The organism is Streptomyces pluripotens (assembly GCF_000802245.2).
Taxonomy (GTDB): domain Bacteria; phylum Actinomycetota; class Actinomycetes; order Streptomycetales; family Streptomycetaceae; genus Streptomyces; species Streptomyces pluripotens.
The window spans coordinates 477,767-499,826 of the sequence record NZ_CP021080.1 but is presented as its reverse complement, the minus strand read 5'-3'; the positions used below and the strand labels follow the sequence as shown (position 1 = coordinate 499,826).

Sequence of the window (22,060 nt, the reverse complement as noted above, 5' to 3'; positions counted from 1 at the left end):
GTGGTGCGGCACCGGCCCGCACCGCATGACTCCGCCCCGGCCGGGGCACCGACCGGGGCGGACGTCACACGCGGGGGGCGGGCGGCTAGGCGCCGCCGGCACATTAGCGCAAGGAGGCCAGCGTCTCGTTCCAGGTGGCCGACGGGCGCATGACCGCGTCCGCCTTGGCCTTGTCGACCTTGTAGTAACCGCCGATCTCGGCCGGGGAGCCCTGGACGGCGATCAGCTCGTCCACGATCTTCTGCTCGTTCGCCGCGAGCGTCTCGGCGAACGGCGCGAAGGCCTTGGCCAGGTCGGCGTCGTCGGTCTGCTGGGCCAGCTCCTGCGCCCAGTACAGGGACAGGTAGAAGTGGCTGCCGCGGTTGTCGATGCCGCCGACGCGACGGGTCGGTGACTTGTCCTCGTTGAGGAAGGTCGCCGTGGCGCGGTCGAGGGTGTCGGCGAGGACCTTGGCACGGGCATTGCCGGTGGTCTCGGCGAACTGCTCGAAGGCCGGCACCAGGGCGAAGAACTCGCCCAGGGAGTCCCAGCGCAGGTAGTTCTCCTTGACCAACTGCTGGACGTGCTTCGGCGCGGAGCCGCCGGCGCCCGTCTCGAACAGGCCGCCGCCCGCCATCAGCGGCACGACCGACAGCATCTTGGCGCTGGTGCCCAGTTCAAGGATGGGGAAGAGGTCGGTCAGGTAGTCGCGCAGGACGTTGCCGGTGACGGAGATGGTGTTCTCGCCGCGGCGGATGCGCTCCACCGACAGCTTGGTGGCCTCGACCGGGGCGAGGATCCTGATGTCCAGGCCCTCGGTGTCGTGGTCCAGCAGGTACTGCTTGACCTTGGCGATGAGCTGTGCGTCGTGCGCACGGTTCTCGTCCAGCCAGAACACCGCCGGGTCGCCGGTGGCACGGGCGCGGGTGACGGCCAGCTTGACCCAGTCGCGGATCGGGGCGTCCTTTGCCTGGCAGGAGCGGAAGATGTCGCCCTCGGCGACCGGCTGCTCCAGGACGACGTTGCCGGCCTGGTCGACCAGGCGGACGGTGCCTGCCGCCGGGATCTCGAAGGTCTTGTCGTGGGAGCCGTACTCCTCGGCCTTCTGCGCCATCAGCCCCACGTTCGGCACCGAGCCCATGGTGGACGGGTCGTAGGCGCCGTTGGCCCGGCAGTCCTCGATGACGGCCTGGTAGACACCGGCGTACGAGGAGTCGGGGATGACCGCGAGGGTGTCGTGCTCCTGGCCGTCCGCCCCCCACATGTGGCCCGACGTGCGGATCATCGCCGGCATGGAGGCGTCGACGATGACGTCCGAGGGGACGTGCAGGTTGGTGATGCCCTTGTCCGAGTCGACCATGGCGAGGTCCGGACCCTCGGCCAGCTCGGCCTCGAAGGAGGCCTTGATCTCGGCGCCCTCGGGCAGGCCGTCCAGGCCCTTGAGGATGACGCCCAGGCCGTCGTTCGGGGTCAGGCCCGCCGCCGTGAGGGTACCCGCGTACTTCGCGAACGTCTTCGGGAAGAAGGAGCGCACCACGTGGCCGAAGATGATCGGGTCGGAGACCTTCATCATCGTGGCCTTCAGATGCACGGAGAACAGGACGCCCTCCTCCTTGGCGCGGGCGACCTGCGCGGCGAGGAAAGTGTTCAGCTCGGCGGTGCGCAGGACCGCGGCGTCGACGACCTCGTCCTTGAGGACGGGCACGGACTCGCGCAGCACGGTGGTGGTGCCGTCCTCGCCCACCAGCTCGATCCGCAGCGTGCCGTCCTCGGCGATCACCGCGGACTTCTCGGTGGAGCGGAAGTCGTTCTCGCCCATGGTCGCCACGTTCGTCCTGGACTCGGGGGTCCAGGCACCCATGCGGTGCGGGTGGGTCTTGGCGTAGTTCTTCACCGAGGCGGGAGCACGGCGGTCGGAGTTGCCCTCACGGAGCACCGGGTTGACGGCGGAGCCCTTGATCTTGTCGTAGCGGGCGCGGATCTCACGCTCCTCGTCGGACTTCGGGTCGTCCGGGTAGTCCGGCAGCGCGTAGCCCTTGCCCTGCAGCTCTGCGATCGCGGCCTTCAGCTGCGGGATCGACGCCGAGATGTTCGGCAGCTTGACGATGTTGGCCGCGGGCGTCTTGGCCAGGTTGCCCAGCTCGGTCAGCGCGTCGGCGATGCGCTGGTCCTCGTTCAGGTACTCCGGGAAGACGGCGATGATGCGCCCGGCCAGCGAGATGTCGCGGGTCTTCACGGGTACACCGGCTTGCGAGGCGTACGCCTGGATCACCGGCAGGAACGAATGCGTCGCCAGGGCCGGGGCCTCGTCTGTGTAGGTGTAGATGATGGTCGAGTCAGTCACCGGGTGCTCCGCTCCACGTCTGCAACATTGCTCGACATCAAGATATCTCGTGATCGGGTCCGGCTCGACAGGGGTCCGGCCCGGAAACACGGTGTCGGGCCGGAGCGCCGGTCGCCCGGTTCACTGCCAGGGCGTCGCGGCGAGGGCGGCGCCCGGGCAATGAACCGGGGCGACGGTTCGGGGACGACGATCCGGGGCCAGATCGTCGCCCGCCCGGTCGCTCCCGGACTGCCCCACCACGGCCTGGCGGACGTGCCCGGCATCCCCTAGAAGTTCCGCGCGGCGTACCGTCAGCCGTCTGCGGCACCCTCGTGGCCGGTCGATTCGAGCAGTTTCCCCGCAGGGCGTCCGCGGGATCCTCGCGGCCTGCTCAGTCGGTCAGGGACGGCACCGGCGCCGTGCCGTCCCCGCTGCGCTGCTGGGGGATGACCACCGCGCCCTGCTGCAGGGTCACCGTGCGCGTGGGGTATGGGATGCCGATGCCCTCGTCGTGGTAACGGCGGTGCAATCGCTTGATGAACTCGTGCTTGATCCGGTACTGGTCACTGACCTCACCGACACCCAGGATGACCGTGAAGTCGATGCTGGACTCGCCGAAGGTGTGGAAGCGTATCGCCGGCTCGTGGTCCGGCACGGCGCCGGCGACCTCGGTCATCACTTCGGCGATCACGTCCATGGTCACCCGCTCCACGTGCTCCAGGTCGCTGTCGTATCCGACGCCCACCTGGACCAGGACGGTCAGCTCCTGCTCGGGACGCGTGTAGTTGGTCATGTTCGTCTGCGCCAGCTGCCCGTTGGGGATGACCACCAGGTTGTTGGACAGCTGCCGCACCGTCGTCTGGCGCCAGTTGATGTCGACGACATAACCCTCCTCGCCGCTGCTGAGCCGGATGTAGTCACCGGGCTGCACGGTCTTCGAGGCGAGGATGTGGACGCCGGCGAAGAGGTTGGCGAGCGTGTCCTGCAGGGCCAGGGCCACCGCCAGGCCACCGACACCCAAAGCGGTGAGCAAGGGCGCTATGGAGATGCCGAGCGTCTGGAGCACGACCAGGAAGCCGAGCGCCAGGACCAGGACACGGGTGATGTTGACGAAGATCGTCGCCGAGCCCGCCACGCCCGAGCGGGACTGGGTGATCGCGCGGACCAGATCGGAGACCACTCGGGCCGCGGACACGGTCGCCACGACGATCAGCCACACCAGAAGGGTCTGGTAGACATTGGACCGGACGGTCTTGGCCAGCGGCAGCGCCGTCGCCGTCCCCGCCAGGCCGCCCGCGATCGCGGCCCAGGGGACCACCGAGCGCAGCGCGTCCACGATGATGTCGTCGCCGCTCCAACTGGTCCGCTTGGCGTGCTTCGCCAGCCAGCGCAGCAGCCCGCGCGACAGGAAGGCGAGCAGCAGTCCGGCCGCCAGGGCGATTCCGGCGAGCACGAGGTGGTGCAGGGTGGGCGTGGAGGTCACCGGTCACCTCCGGGCGGGACCGTTGCCGGCCGGATACGAAGTTGCGTCACGATGTCACCTGCTCGATGTCCGGAATGTGCGACCGCGCGGGCCAGCCGTCCGCCGGTGACCCGCGCGCTCGCACATCCTGCCGCATCCGGCACACCGCTTCGTACCCGGACTGGCCGCGTGCGGGCCGCTCACTGGCAGCGCGCGGGCCGCTCGGACGATGCCCACGGCGAGTTCCGCCTGATCGCAGTCGCTGCCGTGCGCCGCGGTGGCGGGTGTGCGGTACGAGGTGAAGGGTGTGCCGTACGAATGGCGGGCGCGCTGTGCCACCAGACGCTGGCGAGGGCCAGGACGACGGCCCGTGCCACCGACGCGTAGGGCACCGTGTCGGCCGTGATCGGTGGGGACCGCGGCAGGCAGGACGGTACGGTCACGCGGGCCACCCAGAGCGCCGCGATCTGGCTGATGGGGCGGGCTCCCGCGACCCAGTCCACGGCGGCGCCCCCATGCAACGCCTGCGGTCCCGGCCGAATCCGGACTGAATCCGGACTGAATCCGGACTGAATCCGGAGGGCCCGCGGTCCAGCGCGACCGCCGCGTGAGCGGGCGGGACTGCCGAGGGAACCGTTCCGGGCCCGCCGCCGGGGGCTCACTGGTCCGTGAACGAGCCGTGCCGCCCGGCTCCCGCCGCGAAGCGTGCGGCACCCTTGGCGCTCTCCGTCAACACGTCCAGCCCGTACCGCAGTTCCCTGCCCATCGCTTCCTGCTCCGCCATCCCCTCCTGATCCAGGAGCGACGCGCGGTCACTGCGCAGGCACGCCTGCGGGAAGCGGGCGAGGTCCGCTGCCAGTGCCTCGGCCTCGGCCCGGGCGGTTCCGGTGGGCACCACACGGTTGGCGAGCCCCATCCCGTACGCCTCGCGGGCCGCTACCGGGCGACCGGTGAGGACCATGTCCATGGCCCGGCTGGTGCCGATCAGCCGGGGCAGCCGTACCGTGCCCCCGTCGATCAGGGGCACGCCCCAGCGGCGGCAGAACACCCCGAACACCGCGTCCTCCTCCGCGACCCGAAGATCGCACCACAGGGCGAGTTCGAGACCACCCGCGACCGCGTACCCGGCCACCGCCGCGATCACCGGCTTGGACAGACGCATCCGGGTCGGCCCCATCGGGCCGTCTCCGTCCTCCGCCACCCGGTTGCCGCGCTCTGTGTCGATGGCCTTCAGGTCCGCGCCCGCGCAGAAGGTGCCGCCCTCACCCCACAGGACCGCCACCCGTGCACGGTCGTCCTCCTCGAACGCCCGGAAGGCGGCGGTGAGTTCGGCGGCCGTCGGAGCGTCCACCGCGTTGCGTGCCGCAGGCCGGGAGAGGACGATCGTGGTGACGTGCCCCTGTCGCTCGATCCGGACCGGCATGGGGACCTCCTCCTGTTGTTGCGTCGGCACCGTCCAGGGTCGTGCTCGTACACCGGGCGGCGAGTGACTTGCCGGTAGCCTCTCAGGGATTCGCACGCGGGTCAGCCGGGAGGCCGGCGCCGGCTGCGGCCGGACGCTCAGATGACCTTCATCCGCACCAATGCCCCCAGGGCCAGCGCCCCCGGCAACAGCGGTACCCACACGGTGATGAGGCGGTAGGCCAGTACCACCGCCGTGGCCAGCGCAGCCGGGCCGCCCACCGCGACCAGCGCCACGATCAGCGCGGCCTCGACGGAGCCCAGCCCGCCCGGCGTGGGCACCAGCGCCACCGCGGCCGTCGCCGCGAGATAGGCCAGAGCCATGTGCGCGGGCGGCACCGGGAGGCGCAGCGCCTGGCCGACCGCGGCGAGGCCGGCCGCCTGGAGCGCCGGGAAGGCCAGCGAGCCACCCCACAGGGCCAGGGCGCGAGCTGGCCGGCTGTGCACCGACCGGGCCTCGCCCAGGGCGTCGCGCACGAACGCGGACACACGGCTGCGCAGCCGCCGTACCAGCGCCAGGACGGCCCCCGCAGCGACCAGGAGCCCGGCCGCGCCCAGCAGCAGCGGGAGTACTGCGCCGTCCGGCAGCAGGGGGCCAAGGCGCAGCGCACCGGGGAAGGCGACCAGCAGTGCCGTCAGCAGGCCGAGTCGGCCCACGCACTCGGCCATCAGGTACAGGGCGAGCGCGGCCGAGGAGCGGGCCAGCGGCACCCCGCACACGGTCATGAAACGCAGGTTGACGGCGCTCGCGCCCAGCCCGGTCGGCAACAGGTGGTTGGCCGCCCCCGCCGCGAACTGAGCCGCGAGCAGCCGTGCCTTGGGCAGCGGCTGTACTACCGCGCCCTGCCGGGTGAACGCGGCGGCCACCCAGGTCAGACAGGTCGCACCGGACGCGGCCAGCAGCCACGGCACGGAGGCCGTCCGCAACTGGCCGAAGCCCTCGGCGAGCACCGAGCGGTGCCGCACGGCGGCCACGGTGACGAGCAGGAGCGGCACCAGGCACAGCAACCGGCGGACGGGGACACGCCACAGGCGTGTTCCCCGGGGCAGTGGCGAGAGCGGACGACGCGGGGGCAGCGGGACGTCAGTCACATTCCCAGAGGTTTTCCCTGCCGTTCCAACGGCGGGTGGACGAACCGGGGACGGCGCCTTACAGACTGGGGTCATCGCGACCTTCGGGTGGGCGGGGCGGAGGGGCGCCGGTTGAGGAGAATGAGTGCGGACATTGACCTCAACGAAGCTTGAGGTTCTAGGTTCTGTCCCATGAGCATGGAAACCACTGCATGGACGCAGTTGCACACCGTGATGACCGCGCAGCAGGAGCGCCGTCCCTTCGCCCGCGCCACACTGCGCCGCATCGCCGCCTTCGCCCGCCCGCACCGCGCGGGCATCATCCGTTTCGTGCTGCTCGGGGTGGTGACCGCGTTGCTCGCGGTGGCGACCCCCGTGCTGGCCGGCCGCGTCGTCGACGCGATCGTGTCGGGGCACGACTCGGGCACGGTCATCCGGCTCTCCCTGCTCATCGCGCTCGTCGCCGTTGCCGAGGCGGGTCTCGGCATCCTCAGCCGGCGCCTGTCGGCGACGCTCGGGGAGGGGCTCATCCTCGACCTCAGAACGGCTGTGTTCGATCATGTGCAGCGCATGCCCGTCGCGTTCTTCACACGTACCCGTACGGGAGCACTGGTCAGTCGTCTCAACAACGATGTGATCGGCGCCCAGCGGGCGTTCGCCAATACCCTCTCCGGTGTGGTCAGCAACGTGGTCACCCTGTTGCTCACCCTCGCCGTGATGCTCACCCTGTCCTGGCAGATCACCCTCCTCGCGCTGGTGTTGCTGCCGGTGTTCGTGCTACCGGCACGCCGCATGGGCAGCAGGATGGCGCGCATGCAGCGGGAGGCCGCGGCGCTGAACGCGGCCATGGGCACCCGGATGACCGAGCGTTTCTCCGCCCCCGGCGCCACCCTGGTGAAGCTGTTCGGCCGCCCGGAGGAGGAGTCGGCCCAGTTCGCGGCACGTGCCGCCCGGGTCCGGGACATCGGGGTGCGCACGGCGACCGCCCAGTCGGTCTTCATCACCTCGCTGACCCTGGTCTCCGCTCTGGCCCTGGCGCTCGTCTACGGCCTCGGCGGCTGGTTCGCGCTGCACGGCACTCTGCAGCCCGGCGCCGTCGTCTCCCTCGCCCTGCTGCTGACCCGTCTGTACGCCCCGCTGACCGCGCTCGCCGGGGCGCGGGTCGAGGTGATGAGCGCCGTCGTCAGCTTTGAGCGGGTCTTCGAGGTGCTGGACCTGAAGCCGCTCATCGAGGAGGGCCCGGAGGCCCGAGAGGTTCCCGAGGGCCCGGTCGCCGTCGAGTTCGAGGACGTACGCTTCTCCTACCCCTCCGCCGACCAGGTCTCCCTCGCCTCCCTGGAAGAGGTTGCCGCCCTCGACACCCGAGGCGGTTCGGAGGTTCTGCACGGCATCTCGTTCCGCGCCGAACCCGGCGAGACCATCGCGCTCGTCGGCTCGTCCGGCGCCGGGAAGTCCACCATCGCGCAGCTCCTGCCGCGGCTGTACGACGTCGACTCGGGCGCCGTCCGGATCGGCGGGGCCGACGTCCGGGACCTGACCGCCGCGTCCCTGCGGGCCACCCTCGGCATGGTCACCCAGGACGGTCACCTCTTTCACGACACCGTGCGGGCCAACCTGCTCCTGGCCCGGCCGGACGCCACCGACAACGAGCTGTGGGACGCGCTCGGCCGCGCCCGCCTCGCCGACGTCGTACGCGCGCTGCCCGACGGCCTGGGCACCGTCGTCGGTGAGCGTGGCTACCGGCTCTCCGGAGGCGAACGCCAGCGCATGACCATCGCCCGACTGCTGCTGGCCCGGCAGCGCGTGGTCATCCTGGACGAGGCCACCGCCCACCTGGACAACACCTCCGAGGCAGCCGTCCAGGAGGCCCTGGGCGAAGCCCTGGACGGTCGCACGGCCGTGGTGATCGCCCACCGCCTCTCCACCGTCCGCACCGCTGACCAGATCCTGGTCGTGGAGTCCGGCCGGATCGCGGAACGGGGTACGCATGAGGAGCTGCTGGCGGCGGCCGGGCGGTACGCGGAGCTGTACCGGACGCAGTTCGCGCAGCGCGACGCAGGGGCGGCGGAGGCGACCGGGGTGCCGTCTCTCTGAGCACCCGCGGAGCCTTCTCCGGTGGCGGCGGCACCGATGCGGGGGATCGGGGCGGGCCCTGTCCCGGACCGGCGGGGCCCGGGACGGACATCTCGCCATACGAGCAGGTAACCACGAGTGAGACGTGTAACCAGTAACGATCTTGACTCATGTCTTGTGTGATTCCCCGGCCCCTCTAACCTCCGTCCATGGCATTTCTTTCAAGCCGCCGCAAAAAGGTGCGACTTGCCCCGGAGCTCGACGATCAGGATCTGAGCAAACTCCTGAAGGCTCTGCTGGCGACCACCAGGACCGGCACCATTGCGACGACCGACCTGTGCGCGGCCCAGATCTCCCGGCTCCTGGACCAGAGCCCGGGGGACTGGGACCGCCGCAGTCACCGGATCTGCGTCCTGGCGGACTACCTCTCTGCGACGTCCGTGACGCGGTCCTGGGCCACTCGCGAGCCCCGTAACGCGAACGCGCTCATCCTGCACGCCTGGACGCAGGTGGAACGCGGCCGTTCCGGGGGCGGCCTGGAAGACCCCGACGCCACCGTCGAGACATGTCTGCGGGCCGCCGAACTCGTTCCGGAGGACCCCACTCCATGGGTGGCCCTGCTGAACGTGGCACGCCTGGAACGCTGGGCCCAGCCTCAGGCGTTCGGGGTGTGGAACGAGGTCCTCGCGCGCGACCGCTGGAACCGTGAGGCCTACCTGAGCATGCTGGGCTACCTCACGCCGGAGGAAGGGGGGTCGCGCATCCAGGTCATGGAGTTCGTGGACGCGCTGAGCGCGCGCATGCCCGCCAACGCGCCCTGCGCCGGGACCGAGCTCACGGCACAGGTCCTCCAGTACCACGCGCTGCTGGACCGGGGTGGATTCGAAGCGTTGGTCGCACGGAACCACTGGTCGCAGGCGATGGCCGTCAAGGCTCTCGACCGGGCGGCCGGCACCTGGGTGCAGCCGGGATTCCTCCGCCACGCCAGGGCACTCGCCGACCTCAACATCCTCGCCTACGCGCTGATGGCCGCGGACCGCAGGCGCGAGGCGCACCCGGTCTTCGAGGCCCTGGGCGGCTCCGTCACCCCCTGGCCCTGGCACGTCGTCGGCGATCCCGTGGCCGAGTTCGACCAGGCGCAGCGCAGAGCGGCCGCGGGCCGGTGAACGCCGGGCGGTGCGGCCCCGACGACGACGGCGCAGCAGCAGCGCGAACACCGTCACCGGCATGAGCAGCGGCAGCAGCGGCTTCCACGCGGCTGTGCCCGGTCCGCTGTGCGACCGCTGCGCCACGGATGCCTGGAGCGGGGTGGGCGAGCCCAGCCAGATCTCACCGGACTCGTCGTCGGTCGGCGTGGTCAGCGATGCTGCAACGGCCTTTGCCATGAGGGTGTCGTCGCCGATCTGGTGCATCGGCACGCTGGCGAGATCGACGCTGGTCCATGAGGTGGCACCAGGCTTTAGGACCGCGACGAAGGAGTACGGCCAGCCTGGGATGAACGGCGACGCGGACTGCGCCCGCCCATAGACATGGCGGAGCAGCTGGCCCGCCGAGCACGGCGCGTCCGACCGTAACCAGGGCGATACATCGACCAACCAGCACCAGCCGGTCACCTTCGAAGCCCGGCAGGGGCAGCCCGGCCGGTAAGGACCGCAACCTGTCCACGTCGATCCGCCCGTGGCCGAGGGTCCCGTACAAACGCTCCCTGCCCACGACGGTGTTCGAGCACCAGCGTCAAATCCACCGGTGAGACCCCCGGCCCGTCGACGCACAGCAGCGCGTCCGCCGGCTCGAACAGTTCGTCACGCCGGGCGGTCAGACGCTGCCGACGAGTGGCGCCGCATCACGCACCCCGTCGTGACGAGCAGGGCCGCGAGGGCCCCGCCGAGCGCGGGCCAGTACACGTAGCGGTAGTTGGACTCAGGGACGGTGGGCAGGTACGCGAGGATGTACAGCGCGCCGCTTGCCCCGAGCAGCCGGATCTCCCTCGCATAGGGTCCCGGCCACCGACGGCGCAGCGTGAGCACCAGGGAGACGACTAGCCAGAACCAGCCCTGGAACAGCAGTGGAACGTCGCGTACGAAGGCGGTGACGTAGCTGCCCAGCGTGGACTTGAGCTGGTGGTCGACTGGCGCACTCGCCACCGCAGGGATGCTGCGCGCGGAGGCGGTGGAGCCGCTCTCGAAGAACTGGTTGCCCTGGAAGAGCAGTCTGGCGAAGACGCGGAGCCGGTACCGGGTGTACCTCACCGGGTGGTGCGGGATCTGCTGCGTCCACATCTGGACGAGCACGGAGGCGTGGCGGCCCAGTTCCGTAGGGCCGAGTGAGCGGTCGCGCGGGTAGCAGTGGAAGTAGGCGTCGCTCACGATGTCGTGCTGCTGGCACGTGGTGGCGGCCGAGACCAGGCGGTTGCGGAAGTCCAGGCTTGCACCAGCCTGCTGGGCGGCCGTGCGCACCTGGTCCGGCGGCAGGACGTGGACGAGATCGTCCAGCGGGATCTGCGCGTATTGGTGGGTTGCCACCGGGTCGGTGGCAACCGAGACGCCGGCGCTCCCGGCGACGGTGACCGCGACGAGGAGCCCCGCAGCGCCGAACCACCGGCGTCGGCCGCGTGCCGTCGGCCAGATCCCGAGCACCAGCAGCACGAAGACCGGAATGACGGCCGGTACGGCGTTCTTGCGGACGAGGACGGCGTAGGCGAGGAACAACACGCCCAGGGTCAGCAGCGCCCACCGGGTGCTCACGAGCCGGTCCTTAGGCAGCTCACGGGCGACGAGCGCCACCGCGCAGGCCGCGAGCAACACGTACGCTAGATGGACGTCGCTCCAGACCACACCGGTGAGGTTCACGATGTTGGGCGCGAGCCCGACCGCCAGGACGGCCAGCGAGAGGCCGCGGCTGCCAGTCCTGCGCCAGACCAGCACCGCGAGCACCCACAGTGCCGCCCACAGGACCGCCACCTGCAGTGCGGCCATGGCAGACATGGCTCCGGTGGTGTGGATCAGCGCACGCCACAGCAGGACCAGCACCGGCGGATGCCAGTCAGTCACCGGCCGCTGCCGCAGCGCCTGCAGCAACTGGTCGGTGCTGTCAGGGCTCAGATACCCGGGATGGAAGACGGCGGCCACGGCGTACCCGCAGACCACGGCGACAGCGGCCAGGCCCCACGGCCAATGCGCCTCTTGGCGGACGGTCTTGAGGCGCTCGGAACCTGGGCGGCGGGCGGTACCCGGCGCCACTGTGGCCGTCGCTGCCGGATTCAAGACCGGGCCGGATCCCGCGACCCGGGCCGGTCCCTGCTCGGCGAAGACGAGCGTGCGGTAGACGGTGAAGCGCAGCACCGTCGCCGTCGCCCAGCCCATGAGCCTGGCCGCGTTGTCGCTCCACGTCGAGTCGAGGCCCAGGAGCCCGTGTCCGACGTAGACCGGCGCGGCGGTGACGAGCAGGCCGGCCAGGTTGATGCCCAGGAACCAGGAGACCTCGCGCCAGGCGACAGCGTCCTTGCGGTCGCGATAGGTCCAATACCGGTTGCCCAGCCAACTCACCGCCACTGCCACCATGGTGGCCAGGGCCGACGCGGCGACCGGTGCCGAGTGCAGTACCCCCTTGCTGGAGAACGACGCGCCGGAGATCAAGACGTTGAACGCGGTGAACTCCACCACGAACGCCACCGCTCCGATCACGCCGAAAGCCGCAGCCTCCCGCCAGATGTTTCGCACCCAACTGGCCGCCTGCGGGCGCCACGTCGTTCGCTGCAGCACAATATGCACCTAAGGTATGCGATATGGACAAAACCGACAAGAAAAATAGTCGGCGATGATGAGGTGTATGGGGAAGGGAGGCTTTCGATGACTCCAACGGTCGCATGTGTCGTGCCGTGTCACAACGAGGAGGTGGCCATCGGCAAGGTCGTTTGTGACCTGAGAGAAGCCCTGCCGGAGGCGGTCGTCTATGTCTACGACAACGCTTCCACGGACGGCACCGTCGCTGAAGCGCTCGGGGCGGGCGCGATCGTGCGCCACGAACCGCGCAAGGGCAAGGGCAACGTCATTCGCCGAGCCTTCGCCGACGTCGAGGCCGACGCTCTCCTGATCATCGACGGTGACGACACTTACGACACCTCGCACGCTCGTGAGATGGTCGACCTGCTCTTCGAAGGCCCCTACGACCAGGTGGTGGGCGCCCGCCGCCAGACCGTGGACGGCGCCTACCGAACCGGTCACGCTGTGGGCAACAAGATGCTCACCGGCACCGTGCGTTCGCTGTTCGGCAACGACGTCAGCGACATGCTCAGCGGCTACCGCGTCTTCTCCCGCCGTTACATCAAGTCCTTCCCCGCGCTGTCGCACGAGTTCGAGACCGAGACCGAGATGACGGTTCACGCGCTCAGCTTGCGCCTGCCCACAGCCGAGATCGAGGTCGGCTTCAAGGACCGCCCGGCCGACAGTACGAGCAAGTTGCGTACCTACCGGGACGGTTGGTGCATCCTGAAGCTCATCCTGGGCCTCGCCCGCCGCCAGCGCCCTTCCCTGTTCCACTCCGTCATCGCTGGACTGTTCGCTGCCATCTCGCTCGCGCTCGGTATCCCGGTGGTCGTCGAATTCGCCCGCACCGGGGTCGTGCTCCGCCTCCCCACCGCGGTACTGGCCGCCGCGATCATGATCATTGCGGTGCTCGTGCTGATGGGCGGGTACATCCTGGAGTCGTTCATGTACATGCGTCAGGAACAGGCGCGCCTGGCCCATCTCCGCTACCCGGCACCGTCGCGCGGCGTGGACTACATGACGGTCGAGCTGCTGGACGACACCACCCGGAAGATCTTGCCTGGCACCGTGTGACGGAGCGCCCCGTCCACGACCGGCCACGCCTCGGAGCGGAAGGACAAGCCCGTCACCGCCCGCGAGGTGCGGCGCGGACAGCTGGCCGGGGCCGTCCGGCGGATCTTCGACGCCTCGGGTGACACTCCCCTGCCGTCGAGGAGCGCCTGGGCGTCTTGGGGTCGTCAGTCCAGAAGCTGGCGTCGCATGGCCCTGACGGCCAGCCGCCATGCGACGGCGCACAGTATCAGCAGGAACGTGCACCACCCCGGCCGGCGCGGCGAGAAGAACGGCTTCAGGGAGCAGGACTTCGCCGAGCTGCTGGATGCCGCCCACCAACAGCTCGGCGGAAAGATCGTGCTGGTCTGGGACAACTCCACCCAGCACAAGGACGCGCTGATGCGCGAGTTACCGGCGGCCCGGGAGCGGTGGCTGACCGTCTTTCGCCTGCCGGCCTACGCGCCGGACCTGGACCCGGCTGAAGGTGTGTGGGCGAACCTGAAGAACGACCTGGGCAACCTCGCGGCCTGCACAGTCGACGCCCGCGCGGCTCTCACTCGCACCCGGCTGAAGAAGATGCAGTACCAGCCCGGCCTCCTCGACGGCTTCATCGCCGAGACCGGCCTCATCTGGACACTGCCATGACGTCACCCCGAAGCGAAAACCTCAGTTGTGCGGATTCCGCCGCGCTGAGCGGGGTGGTGGCGCCGGGTCGGCGGTTCCTTCAGGGCTTCTCGCACAGTGCCGTGTCCAGCAGGCTGTACATCTGCTGGACCGGCGGGTTGGTCGCGAGGTAGGCGTTGGTCACCACGGACGCGTGCCGGCCGTCCGTGGTGACCAGGGTCTCGGTGTAGTAGCCGGGGATCGCACCGTCGTGGCCCCAGGCCACACCGCCGCAGGGCAGGTTGTGCCGCAGTAGCCCGAGTCCGTAGGCGAGGGGTGATCCGGGGGCGCCGACGGTGTCGGTGTTCTCCATCTCGGCCAGCGTGGCCGGGGTGACCACCTTCCCTGCGGTGAGCGCCTGGTAGAAGGTGGTCAGATCCTGTTGTGACGAGATCATGGCCCCGGCGCTGCTGAAGAGTGACGGGTCGTAGCCGATCACGTCGTGCCAGAAGTAGAAGCTGCCGATCCGGATGCCGTTGTAGCCGTGCACGGCCGGAGCGGGTAAGGAGCGGTCGCCCGGTGCCGGGAAGCTGGTCCGGGTCAGGTCCAGCGGCTTGATGATCCGGTCCGTGACGGCTTGGTGCACCGGAAGCCCGGTGGTCTTCTCGATGAGCAGGCCGAGGATCAGGTAGTTGGTGTTGGAGTAGAGGAAGGCGGTGCCGGGCTTGGAGGCCGGTGCGTGCTTGAGGCCCTGCTGCACCAGCGCGCCCAGTGAGTAGGAGCCGTCGGGGTTGGCGGCGGGCGCGTCGGTGAGCGGTTCGTAGGCCGCGATGCCACTGGTGTGCTGCAGGAGTTGGCGCACCGTGATGGCGTTGCCGTCGTAGCCGTTGCCGTCGACGACGCCCGGCAGGTACCGCTCGATCGGTGCGTCGAGCAAGACCCTGCCCTCGTCGACCAGTTGGAGCACCACCGCTGCGGTGAACGTCTTGGTCTGGCTGCCGATGCGGTAGTGGTCGCTCGGTGCGATGGGCGTGTGGGTGTTGATGACGCCCGTACCGGTGGAGAGGTTCCAGGACCCCGCACTGTCACCGGCGTAGACGCCCGCACCCGGGCCCGCCGCTGCTTGGAACGTCCGCAACGCCGCCAGCGTGTCGGTGTGGTCGCCGGCCGAGGCCGCCTGGGCCGGCGAAGCGAGGGTGAGCAGTGCCGCCGTGACGGCACCGACGGTGGTCGGCAGGTGCGACCTGCTGGACTTCCATGACACGGGATGCCTCCAGGGAAACGAGATGTCGTTGGGACAGGTGGCGTAAAGGGGCTGCGGAAGCGGTTGCACGCAAGGTACGGGCGGACGAGCGACGGCATCAGGCCTTGCGGAGCCGGCCGATGACGCCGTCGAGGTCATGGAGGAAGATCGGGATGCGCAGCCGCGCCTGGGGACGCCCGCGTTCATCCACGTCTCCCCGTCGGTGGGGCAAGGTGGTCCCGGTGCACGGGACGAGAGACGCGTCAGTGGTGGCACGAAGGTGCTCAGTGGTGGCACGAGGCCGCGAGGATCAGCAGGACGATCACGATGACGAGGGACTCAAGGCAGCCGATGCCGCCTTGCGGGTCCTTCCGGTTCATCTCCACGTGGCCACCCGGATCAATTCCGGGGTGATGCCTGGCGTAGTGCTCGATCTGCTCCTGCTCCCCGACGGACTGGCTGAGCCAGGCCGTCATGAAACCGCACTCGCCGCACCAGAAGCGGTAGGCCATGCCGGCTCCCTTCCCTCGGTCCCGATCCGCCGTCGATGCTGTCGATTCCGCTGCTCACAGGACAGGCCAACACACCGGCCACATATGGCCCGTTGCCCCGGTAGGCTCCTGCGAGGTCGTGATCGTGAACGCAGGGAGTGCTGCAGTGACGGATCAGCTCGGCCCGCTGTTACGCCGGATACGAACGCAGTCGAAGCTGACACAGGAGCAGCTCGCCGAGCTTTCCGGAGTGAGCGTGCGCACCATCCGCAGGCTTGAGACCGGGGGAGCGACCGATCACCGGCTCGGGACGGTCAACCTGTTGGCGGATGCCCTCCAGGTCGGGGCTCTGGACCGTGAGAGGCTGGCGGCCCTGCTCGGCGGAACCGGGCCCGTCCCCGACGTACCGGCGTCCCCCGACCCCGCACCGCGGCCGGTCCCGGGCCCGCTCGCCGACTGCGCGGGTGAGCTGGCCCGGGAGGTGCGGCGCCGTTGGCGGCGCGAGGAGGGGCAGCGCCGGGTGCACGATCCCTTCCCGCTCCCGGTGCGCTGGCGGGAGGCGCCCGCGGAGCTGACCGACCATTCGGAGAACATCCAGCGCGTCGCGCCGGGCGCCACGGCGCACCGGGTCGACCTGAGCGGTGACCTGAGCAGTGCGGCGGAGGTCTACCGGCGGATCAGATCCGGGCGGCTGGTGATCTTGGGCCGGGGCGGCTCGGGGAAGTCCATTCTGGCGATCAGGTTCGTCCTGGACGTCCTGGAGGAGTGGTCCGTGCCCGACCCGATCCCGGTGCTCTTCAGTGTTGGCTCCTGGGACCCGACGGCCACGGCGTTGCGGGACTGGCTGGTCGAGCGCCTGCTGCGGGACCATCCGCATCTGGCCCGCCGCGTTCCCAGCGGGACTACGCTGGCTGCCGCGCTCGTCGACGCCGACCTCATCCTGCCGGTGTTGGACGGCTTCGACGAGATCGCGGAAGGGCTGCGGTCCCCGGCGCTCGAAGCGCTCAACATCACCTCATGGCCGCTCGTCCTGACCAGCCGGCGCGGCGAGTTCGCGGAGGCGGTACGGTCCGCCGGCGCCCCGCTGGTCTGGGCCGCGGGCATCGAGCTCACCGACCTCACCCCCGATGACCTCACGGCCTACCTTCCCCGAACAGCCCGGCCGGCCTCCCGGGGCGACCGGGAGGCCGGCACGAAGTGGGAACGGGTGCTGCAGCAGTTGGATGCCGAAAGGACTCCGGCGCACACGAACCTGGTCAGAGCGCTGAGCACCCCGTTGATGGTGATCCTCGCGCGCACGATGTACAGCGATGCGCCGGACAGGGATCCGACGGAACTGCTGGACGGCACCCGGTTCCCCACCGAGCACGCACTGGAGGAGCACCTGCTCGCGGGCTTCGTGCCGGCGCTCTACCGCGGCCTTCCCCGCGAGCAGTCGGCAGGCGGCCGGACCGGCGACCGGCGGACATGGGACGCGGCACGCGCCCAGCGCTGGCTGAGCTACCTCGCCCACCATCTCGCCCTGCTCGGCCAGGACCGGCAGGACCTCGCCTGGTGGCACACCGCCGCCTCACTGCGGCGGTCGACGCGTACCGCGCTGATCATGCTCGCCTCGGCGCTGTGCGTGGCCTCCGCCGACTGCCTGACGGACCTGCTGCTCACCCCGTTGGGGCCAGGGGAGTCCATGGTGCAGGGACTGCTGGTGGGGCTGGTCGCCGGGCTGGCCTTCGGGTCCGTCTACGGCATCATGGTCGCGTTCGGTGGAGGGGTGTTCGAGCCGGCTCAGGTGCGGCTGAAGCTCGTCGGGGTGCACCCCGGCATCGGGCGCCGCCCGCTGCGCACGTTCACCACGCGATTCGCCGGCATGTTGGGCGGGTTCGTCATGGGCACCGGTTGTGCGTGCGCAGTCACTCTGGAACGCGTCCTCTACCACGGCGGCTCGCTGGCGGACGGTTCGGTGATCGAGGCGACACTCGTCAACATGCTCGCCTTCGGGACGATCTTCGGCTCGGCCGCCGGCTTGGTCTTCGGGCTCACGACGCTGCTCGAAGCGCCGCTCGACGTCACCTGCGCAGCCAACCCGGCGAGCCTGCTCGCCTCGAACCGTGCCACCGTGACGCGGCAGATGGCTGTGGTGGGACCGATGCTCACCCTGGCGATCGCCGCAGGGGGAAGACTGTTCGTCAGCCTCTTCGAGGGCGTCCTCGGACCGCTGAACTGGAGCCTGGCGGACGGGCTCGTCATCGGCGCCGTCGGTGGGATCGGGGGTTCCTTCTCCTACATGCTTTGCTTCACCGCCTGGGGGCACTGGGCGGTGCTGACCCGCGTCTGGCTGCCGCTGACCGGGAAACTCCCCTGGAACACCGTTGCCTTCCTCGACGATGCCTACCGGCGGGGCGTACTGCGGCAGACCGGTGCCGTCTACCAGTTCCGGCACATCCGGTTGCAGCACCACTTGGCACGCGCCTACCGCGAGCAGCAGTCGCGCTACGACCCCGCCCGGTTCGCCGCCGGGTGAACGCCCCCCGGATCGATGCCGACGGCATCGTGCGGCTGCCCCAGTCGCTGGTCCTCACGGGCGCCGGAGCCCGGCAGCGGGCTGCCGGTCGTCATCGCCGGGCTGTGCGGGATGGTTCGTCTGGGGCCTCGTCCGTGGCGTCGGCCACGGTGTCGGAGATGTGGCGGAGATCGACCGCGAGCGCCCGAAGCCAGGCCTCGGCGTCGTAGTAGACCGGTGGGGCCGACGCGCCGGGCGGGCGGTCGGCCGACGCCCCACCGAGCGCCGGCTGCGGAGCTTGCGGCACGGTCTGCCGGGCGCCTTCGAGGAGGGTGCTGGTCAGTTGGTAACGCTCGGCCAGTGCATCGCCGTCACCGGACAGCCCCGCCCGCCAGCCGGGCGGGAACGAGTGGACCTCGGCCGGGTCCTGGGCCTGCAGCAGGCGCCGCGACCCGCGTATGGCGTGGTGGCCGGCTATCAGCGCCGCGTGCCAATCCACCGGGGTCGTGCCGGGCCGTCGGGGCTCGCTCTGGTACTGGGCGAAGGACGACTCCGCCAGGGTCAGGGCGTGCCGCAGTGAGGGCAGGCCGCTGGGTTCCGGTGCCCGAACCCGCGTCAGGACGGCCGTGGTCGAGGCGATGGTCTCGGCAATGGCGCGCAGGAGGGCCGCGACGTCGCGGCGCAGTTCTCGCTGGGCGCCGTGCGGCCAAGCGAGGACTCCGAACGCCAGTCCGATCATGCTGCCGGTGAAGACGTCCAGGAACCGGAGCTCGGCCAGATGCCACGTGGCGGGCGCGAGCTGGGCGAAGACGATGGACACGACCAGGGTGAAGAGCGCCTGTCCCCATCCCACGCCGTGCGTCGGCCCGATCCAGAAGGCGGCCAGCATGATGACCGGCAGGGCCACGGCATAGGCCGCGGTGTTCCCCCTGACGAGCAGCAGCACCACGGCGGCGACCAGTGCGCCCAGCAGAGTACCGGTGAGGGCCTTGGCCACGGTGGAACCGGTCTGCGCGGCGGTGGTGCGGACCAGGGTGAGAACGGCCAGCATGGTCCAGAACCCGTGCGGGAGGGAGCCCAGTCCGGCCACGGTGCGAGCAGCGGCCAGCGCCAGGCTGATCCGCACGGCGTTCTGGAAGTACACCGAATGCGGGCTGAGGTGGTCCAGCATCCGGTTCCCCCACAGCCAGGCGTCACTGTGCCGCGCGTACCAGAAACCGGCGTCCTGCGTCCGGTCGGCCGTGGGGCGTCCTCCCAGTGCGAGATCGGCTGCGGTGGCCAGGGTCACGCCGGCGAAGGCCGTTTCCAGAAGTATCGCCTGACGGCGCATGACGGCGTCGGTGCTCTCGGACTCTGTCCCGTTCGCCGGCACCGTACGGTGCAGTCGGTACGCGGCCAGGGCCTCTCCGAGGTGGTCTGCCCCGGCCGCCGGACGGCCCGTGCGCAGTGCTGCGGCGGTCTTGCGGGCCGTCGTGGCGACCTCGCGCAGCAGGGCGAGGGAATGGGGGTGCGGGCCTTGCGGACCCGGCCCCGGTACCTCCCGCAGGCGGGCCAGCAGCACACGGCTGGCCATGCCGGCGTGAGCGAGCGCTTGCTCGCGCAGTCCGGGCCCGGCGGGACGCTCCGCTTCCGATACCCGCAAGGGGCGCAGCGCATCGCCCGCCTCCCGGGCCGCCGCAGCCGTGGCGGTCGCCAGGGTCCACGGCGGATGGGTGAGTTCGGTCGCACAGCGCGCCGAGGTCATCGCCGCGTCCGCCGACAGGTCCCGGTAGGACGTGGTGGGCGGGTCGGGTAGGAGCAGACTCTCACAGAGCACGAGCAGCAGGACGCCGAGCGTCATCCCGCCCAGCCTCTCGGGCAGCGTCTGCGGCTCGAACGGTGGGAAGCACGGCAGGATGTACATCAGTTGCAGGCCCGGAGCCGCCCCGGCCAGCCGCGGACCGGCCACCGCCGAGTACGACAGCAGAAAACCGATCACCAGCATCCCCGCCACCGCGGTCCAGGTACGCACCGCGAGCAGGGTCCCGGCCGTGACCAGCAGCCAGCCAACGGGGAGTACCCGGATGATGACGGCGGCTCGCTGCCGGCCGGTGCCGGGGATGCGGGACAGACCGGCCATCGCCACCGCCGCGAACAGGCCGTACGTGGCGGTGACGGGCTGGTGCAGGCCGTAGAGGCTGAGAGAGAAGACGGCAACGGCGGGAATCGTGATCCGGACGGCCCGTCGGCCGGCGCAGGCCGAAGCGCTCGTGCCGAACCGCAGCGCGCTGACGGTCCGGCGCAGCGGTGGGACGCTGCGCAGCACGCGGGCGGCACCGCCAGTGTCCGTCTCAGAGCCCATGGTCAGCCCTTCTGCCCGCCTGCCTCCTTTCAGGGTCGCATTCGCCCCGCACCCCCGCACTGGCTGCGGAGTCCTGACGCCCGGGGCCCGCACCGACCCGTGCCGGCGGGGCGACGGCTGAACCTGCACGGCGTCACCCCGTGACCGTCAGCCACCGCCCCGACACGTCCGGCACGATCACCCCGCCGCCCGTCACGGGTACCGCCGAGGACTGCTGACTCGGGCAGGCTACGGGCACGCGGGCCGCGCACGGCCGCGCGGACCCCGCCCGCGGGACGTGGGTCCGGCCGAGCGGTGCTTGCGCCGGTCCGTGAGAGTCGGTGACACGGCTGTCGCCGGGATCAGTGCGCGAGGACCGGTGCGGGTCCGGCCTGCTCGGGCACGCCTAGTCGCCGGGCGTCCTTCTCGGGGCGCAGGAAACAGGCCGCCAGTGCCCCGGCGCTCCCCACCAGGCCGGCAGTCAGGAGGTATGCGGTCCGGTAGCCGGTGCCCAGGTCACCTGCTGCGTCCACCACCCGGCCGGTGACCAGAGGCGCAAGAATCCCGGCGAGCGCGTAGACGAAGGCCAGCGCTCCGAGCACGACGCCGCGCCGCTCAGGCGGTGCCACGCGGGCGCAAGCGGTCTGCGAGACCGTCATGATCACGTTGGTCAGCGTCATCGGGCCCACCATCATCACGATCTTGACCCACAGGGTGTCCGACGAGACGAACACGGCGACCGCGCACGCCGCCGCGCACATCAGCAGCCCGCTCCCCGCACCGGACGGCAGCCGTCGGCGGGCCGGGTGCCCGCGTGCCTCCCGAGCCGTCGTGCGCCGCGTCAACAGCGCGTGGGACAGCAGAGAGGCAGCGTTGCCCACAGCCGCCAGCGTCACCAGGAGACCCGTCTGTGTCAGGCTCAGTCCAGCGACGTGGTCCAGGTAGTCGGGGCCCCAGGTGAGGCTGGAGGACAGCATCCAGTAGGCAGCGAAGGAGCCGAAGGCGGCCGTGAGCCAGGTCCTGGACAGCAGAATGCGGTGATACGGCAACGCCGCTGGCGGGGCGCCCTCCTCCGGCCGGTCGTCCGCCCGCTGCAGCGGGCCCTTGCGCCCGTACCCGTTCCACAGGGCAGCCCAGGCGAGGCCCGCGAAACCCACGGCTCCGAACGCCCAGCGCCAGCCCCAGCGATCGATCACCCAGCTCAGGACGGGCGCCGAGACCGCCACCCCGGCGGCAGCACCGATCAGCAGAACAGCGGTCGGCAGGGTGCGCTCGCGATGCCCGAACCAGCCGTACACGTGGTGGGTGGCCACCGGCAGCGCCGGGCCCTCCGCGGCCCCCAGCAGCACCCGGGTGGCGACCAGCACACCGAACCCCGACGTCTGCAACAGCATGGGCAGTTGGGCGGCGGACCAGGCCAGCGCCAACGTCAGCAGTAGTACGCCGGTGCTGATCCGGCGGGTCAGGGAGGAGACCGCCAGCGCGGAGAGACTGAACAGAGCGAAGAAGGCAGACTGGGCCATGCCGAACTGCCCGTGGGTGAGGTGGAGATCGCTGATGATCTTGGGGGCGCCGAGTCCCATCACCGCCTTGTCGGCGAAGTTGACCAGCATGAACGCGAGCAGCATCCACGTGGTGCCCCACGCTCCGGGCACCCGTGCCGTCCGGCTCCGAGCGCCCCGCCCGCGACGGCCCGCGTTCGGTGCCCCGCCCTCGGCAG

Annotated in this window: 14 protein-coding genes and 2 pseudogenes; 6 read left to right on the top strand and 10 right to left on the bottom strand. The window is 70.6% G+C overall.

Translation table 11 applies throughout. The features are described 5' to 3' along the window. Window positions 1-103: 103 nt before the first annotated feature. The 4 genes from LK06_RS02070 to LK06_RS02055 all read right to left on the bottom strand — a co-directional run bounded on the left by LK06_RS02070 (window position 104) and on the right by LK06_RS02055 (window position 6,317). Window positions 104-2,323, bottom strand: coding sequence for an NADP-dependent isocitrate dehydrogenase (locus LK06_RS02070; protein WP_039653864.1), 2,220 nt, complete (start codon window positions 2,321-2,323; stop codon window positions 104-106). A 370-nt stretch (window positions 2,324-2,693) separates the two neighbouring features. Continuing rightward, a complete protein-coding gene (locus tag LK06_RS02065; RefSeq protein WP_039653866.1) occupies window positions 2,694-3,785 on the bottom strand; it encodes a mechanosensitive ion channel family protein in 1,092 nt (363 codons plus the stop codon). Between the two features lie 637 nt (window positions 3,786-4,422). Then, window positions 4,423-5,187 (bottom strand): crotonase/enoyl-CoA hydratase family protein, encoded by a 765-nt coding sequence (locus LK06_RS02060; protein WP_039653867.1) that lies wholly within the window; start codon window positions 5,185-5,187, stop codon window positions 4,423-4,425. Window positions 5,188-5,324: 137 nt separating this feature from the next. Next, window positions 5,325-6,317: a lysylphosphatidylglycerol synthase transmembrane domain-containing protein gene (locus tag LK06_RS02055; RefSeq protein ID WP_234367333.1), complete on the bottom strand. Its 993-nt coding sequence runs from the start codon at window positions 6,315-6,317 to the stop codon at window positions 5,325-5,327. 177 nt (window positions 6,318-6,494) lie between these two features. Here LK06_RS02055 and LK06_RS02050 point away from each other — a divergent pair, with 177 nt between their 5' ends. The 3 genes from LK06_RS02050 to LK06_RS32955 all read left to right on the top strand — a co-directional run bounded on the left by LK06_RS02050 (window position 6,495) and on the right by LK06_RS32955 (window position 9,896). Beyond that, the gene (locus tag LK06_RS02050) at window positions 6,495-8,390 is read left to right on the top strand and encodes an ABC transporter ATP-binding protein (RefSeq protein WP_043405357.1); all 1,896 of its coding nucleotides are present in this window, start codon (window positions 6,495-6,497) and stop codon (window positions 8,388-8,390) included. A gap of 188 nt (window positions 8,391-8,578) precedes the next feature. Next, window positions 8,579-9,535: a hypothetical protein gene (locus tag LK06_RS02045; protein ID WP_039653868.1), complete on the top strand. Its 957-nt coding sequence runs from the start codon at window positions 8,579-8,581 to the stop codon at window positions 9,533-9,535. A 61-nt stretch (window positions 9,536-9,596) separates the two neighbouring features. Then, complete coding sequence (locus LK06_RS32955) at window positions 9,597-9,896, top strand: hypothetical protein (RefSeq protein ID WP_039653869.1); 300 nt, start codon at window positions 9,597-9,599, stop codon at window positions 9,894-9,896. Here LK06_RS32955 and LK06_RS34155 read toward each other — a convergent pair. Both LK06_RS34155 and LK06_RS02030 read right to left on the bottom strand, forming a co-directional pair. Next, window positions 9,803-10,188: pseudogene (locus tag LK06_RS34155) on the bottom strand (transposase); the annotation flags it as partial. The gene LK06_RS32955 and the pseudogene LK06_RS34155 overlap by 94 nt on opposite strands. After that, window positions 10,172-12,130, bottom strand: a complete 1,959-nt coding sequence (locus LK06_RS02030; RefSeq protein ID WP_234367332.1) for a GtrA family protein — start codon at window positions 12,128-12,130, stop codon at window positions 10,172-10,174. The pseudogene LK06_RS34155 and the gene LK06_RS02030, both read right to left, overlap by 17 nt. A gap of 87 nt (window positions 12,131-12,217) precedes the next feature. On the opposite strand from LK06_RS02030, the gene LK06_RS02025 reads away from it, so the two are divergent. Beyond that, entirely contained in the window at window positions 12,218-13,207 is a 990-nt protein-coding gene (locus LK06_RS02025; RefSeq protein WP_078858982.1) for a glycosyltransferase family 2 protein, read from the top strand. Window positions 13,208-13,444: 237 nt separating this feature from the next. Beyond that, window positions 13,445-13,831 (top strand): annotated as a pseudogene (locus LK06_RS02020) (transposase); the annotation flags it as partial. A 79-nt stretch (window positions 13,832-13,910) separates the two neighbouring features. Here the strand turns inward: LK06_RS02020 and LK06_RS02015 are convergent. Next, window positions 13,911-15,053, bottom strand: a complete 1,143-nt coding sequence (locus LK06_RS02015; protein ID WP_052269990.1) for a serine hydrolase domain-containing protein — start codon at window positions 15,051-15,053, stop codon at window positions 13,911-13,913. Between the two features lie 263 nt (window positions 15,054-15,316). After that, the gene (locus LK06_RS02010; RefSeq protein ID WP_039653871.1) at window positions 15,317-15,544 is read right to left on the bottom strand and encodes a hypothetical protein; all 228 of its coding nucleotides are present in this window, start codon (window positions 15,542-15,544) and stop codon (window positions 15,317-15,319) included. A gap of 145 nt (window positions 15,545-15,689) precedes the next feature. Here LK06_RS02010 and LK06_RS02005 point away from each other — a divergent pair, with 145 nt between their 5' ends. Further along, window positions 15,690-18,041, top strand: coding sequence for a helix-turn-helix domain-containing protein (locus LK06_RS02005; protein WP_043434524.1), 2,352 nt, complete (start codon window positions 15,690-15,692; stop codon window positions 18,039-18,041). A gap of 91 nt (window positions 18,042-18,132) precedes the next feature. Here the strand turns inward: LK06_RS02005 and LK06_RS02000 are convergent, their stop codons facing one another. Beyond that, window positions 18,133-20,361, bottom strand: a complete 2,229-nt coding sequence (locus LK06_RS02000; protein ID WP_234367331.1) for an FUSC family protein — start codon at window positions 20,359-20,361, stop codon at window positions 18,133-18,135. Between the two features lie 341 nt (window positions 20,362-20,702). Then, window positions 20,703-21,968, bottom strand: a complete 1,266-nt coding sequence (locus tag LK06_RS01995; protein ID WP_052318989.1) for an MFS transporter — start codon at window positions 21,966-21,968, stop codon at window positions 20,703-20,705. Between the last annotated feature and the right edge of the window lie 92 nt (window positions 21,969-22,060).

Bases quoted from the DNA above. Each gene is read 5' to 3' on its own strand.
- LK06_RS02060 (WP_039653867.1), bottom strand. From the start codon at position 5,187: ATGCCGGTCCGGATCGAGCGACAGGGGCACGTCACCACGATCGTCCTC.
- LK06_RS02050 (WP_043405357.1), top strand. From the start codon at position 6,495: ATGGAAACCACTGCATGGACGCAGTTGCACACCGTGATGACCGCGCAG.
- LK06_RS02045 (WP_039653868.1), top strand. From the start codon at position 8,579: ATGGCATTTCTTTCAAGCCGCCGCAAAAAGGTGCGACTTGCCCCGGAG.
- LK06_RS32955 (WP_039653869.1), top strand. From the start codon at position 9,597: ATGAGCAGCGGCAGCAGCGGCTTCCACGCGGCTGTGCCCGGTCCGCTG.
- LK06_RS02025 (WP_078858982.1), top strand. From the start codon at position 12,218: ATGACTCCAACGGTCGCATGTGTCGTGCCGTGTCACAACGAGGAGGTG.
- LK06_RS02010 (WP_039653871.1), bottom strand. From the start codon at position 15,544: ATGGCCTACCGCTTCTGGTGCGGCGAGTGCGGTTTCATGACGGCCTGG.
- LK06_RS02000 (WP_234367331.1), bottom strand. From the start codon at position 20,361: ATGGGCTCTGAGACGGACACTGGCGGTGCCGCCCGCGTGCTGCGCAGC.
- LK06_RS01995 (WP_052318989.1), bottom strand. From the start codon at position 21,968: ATGCTGCTCGCGTTCATGCTGGTCAACTTCGCCGACAAGGCGGTGATG.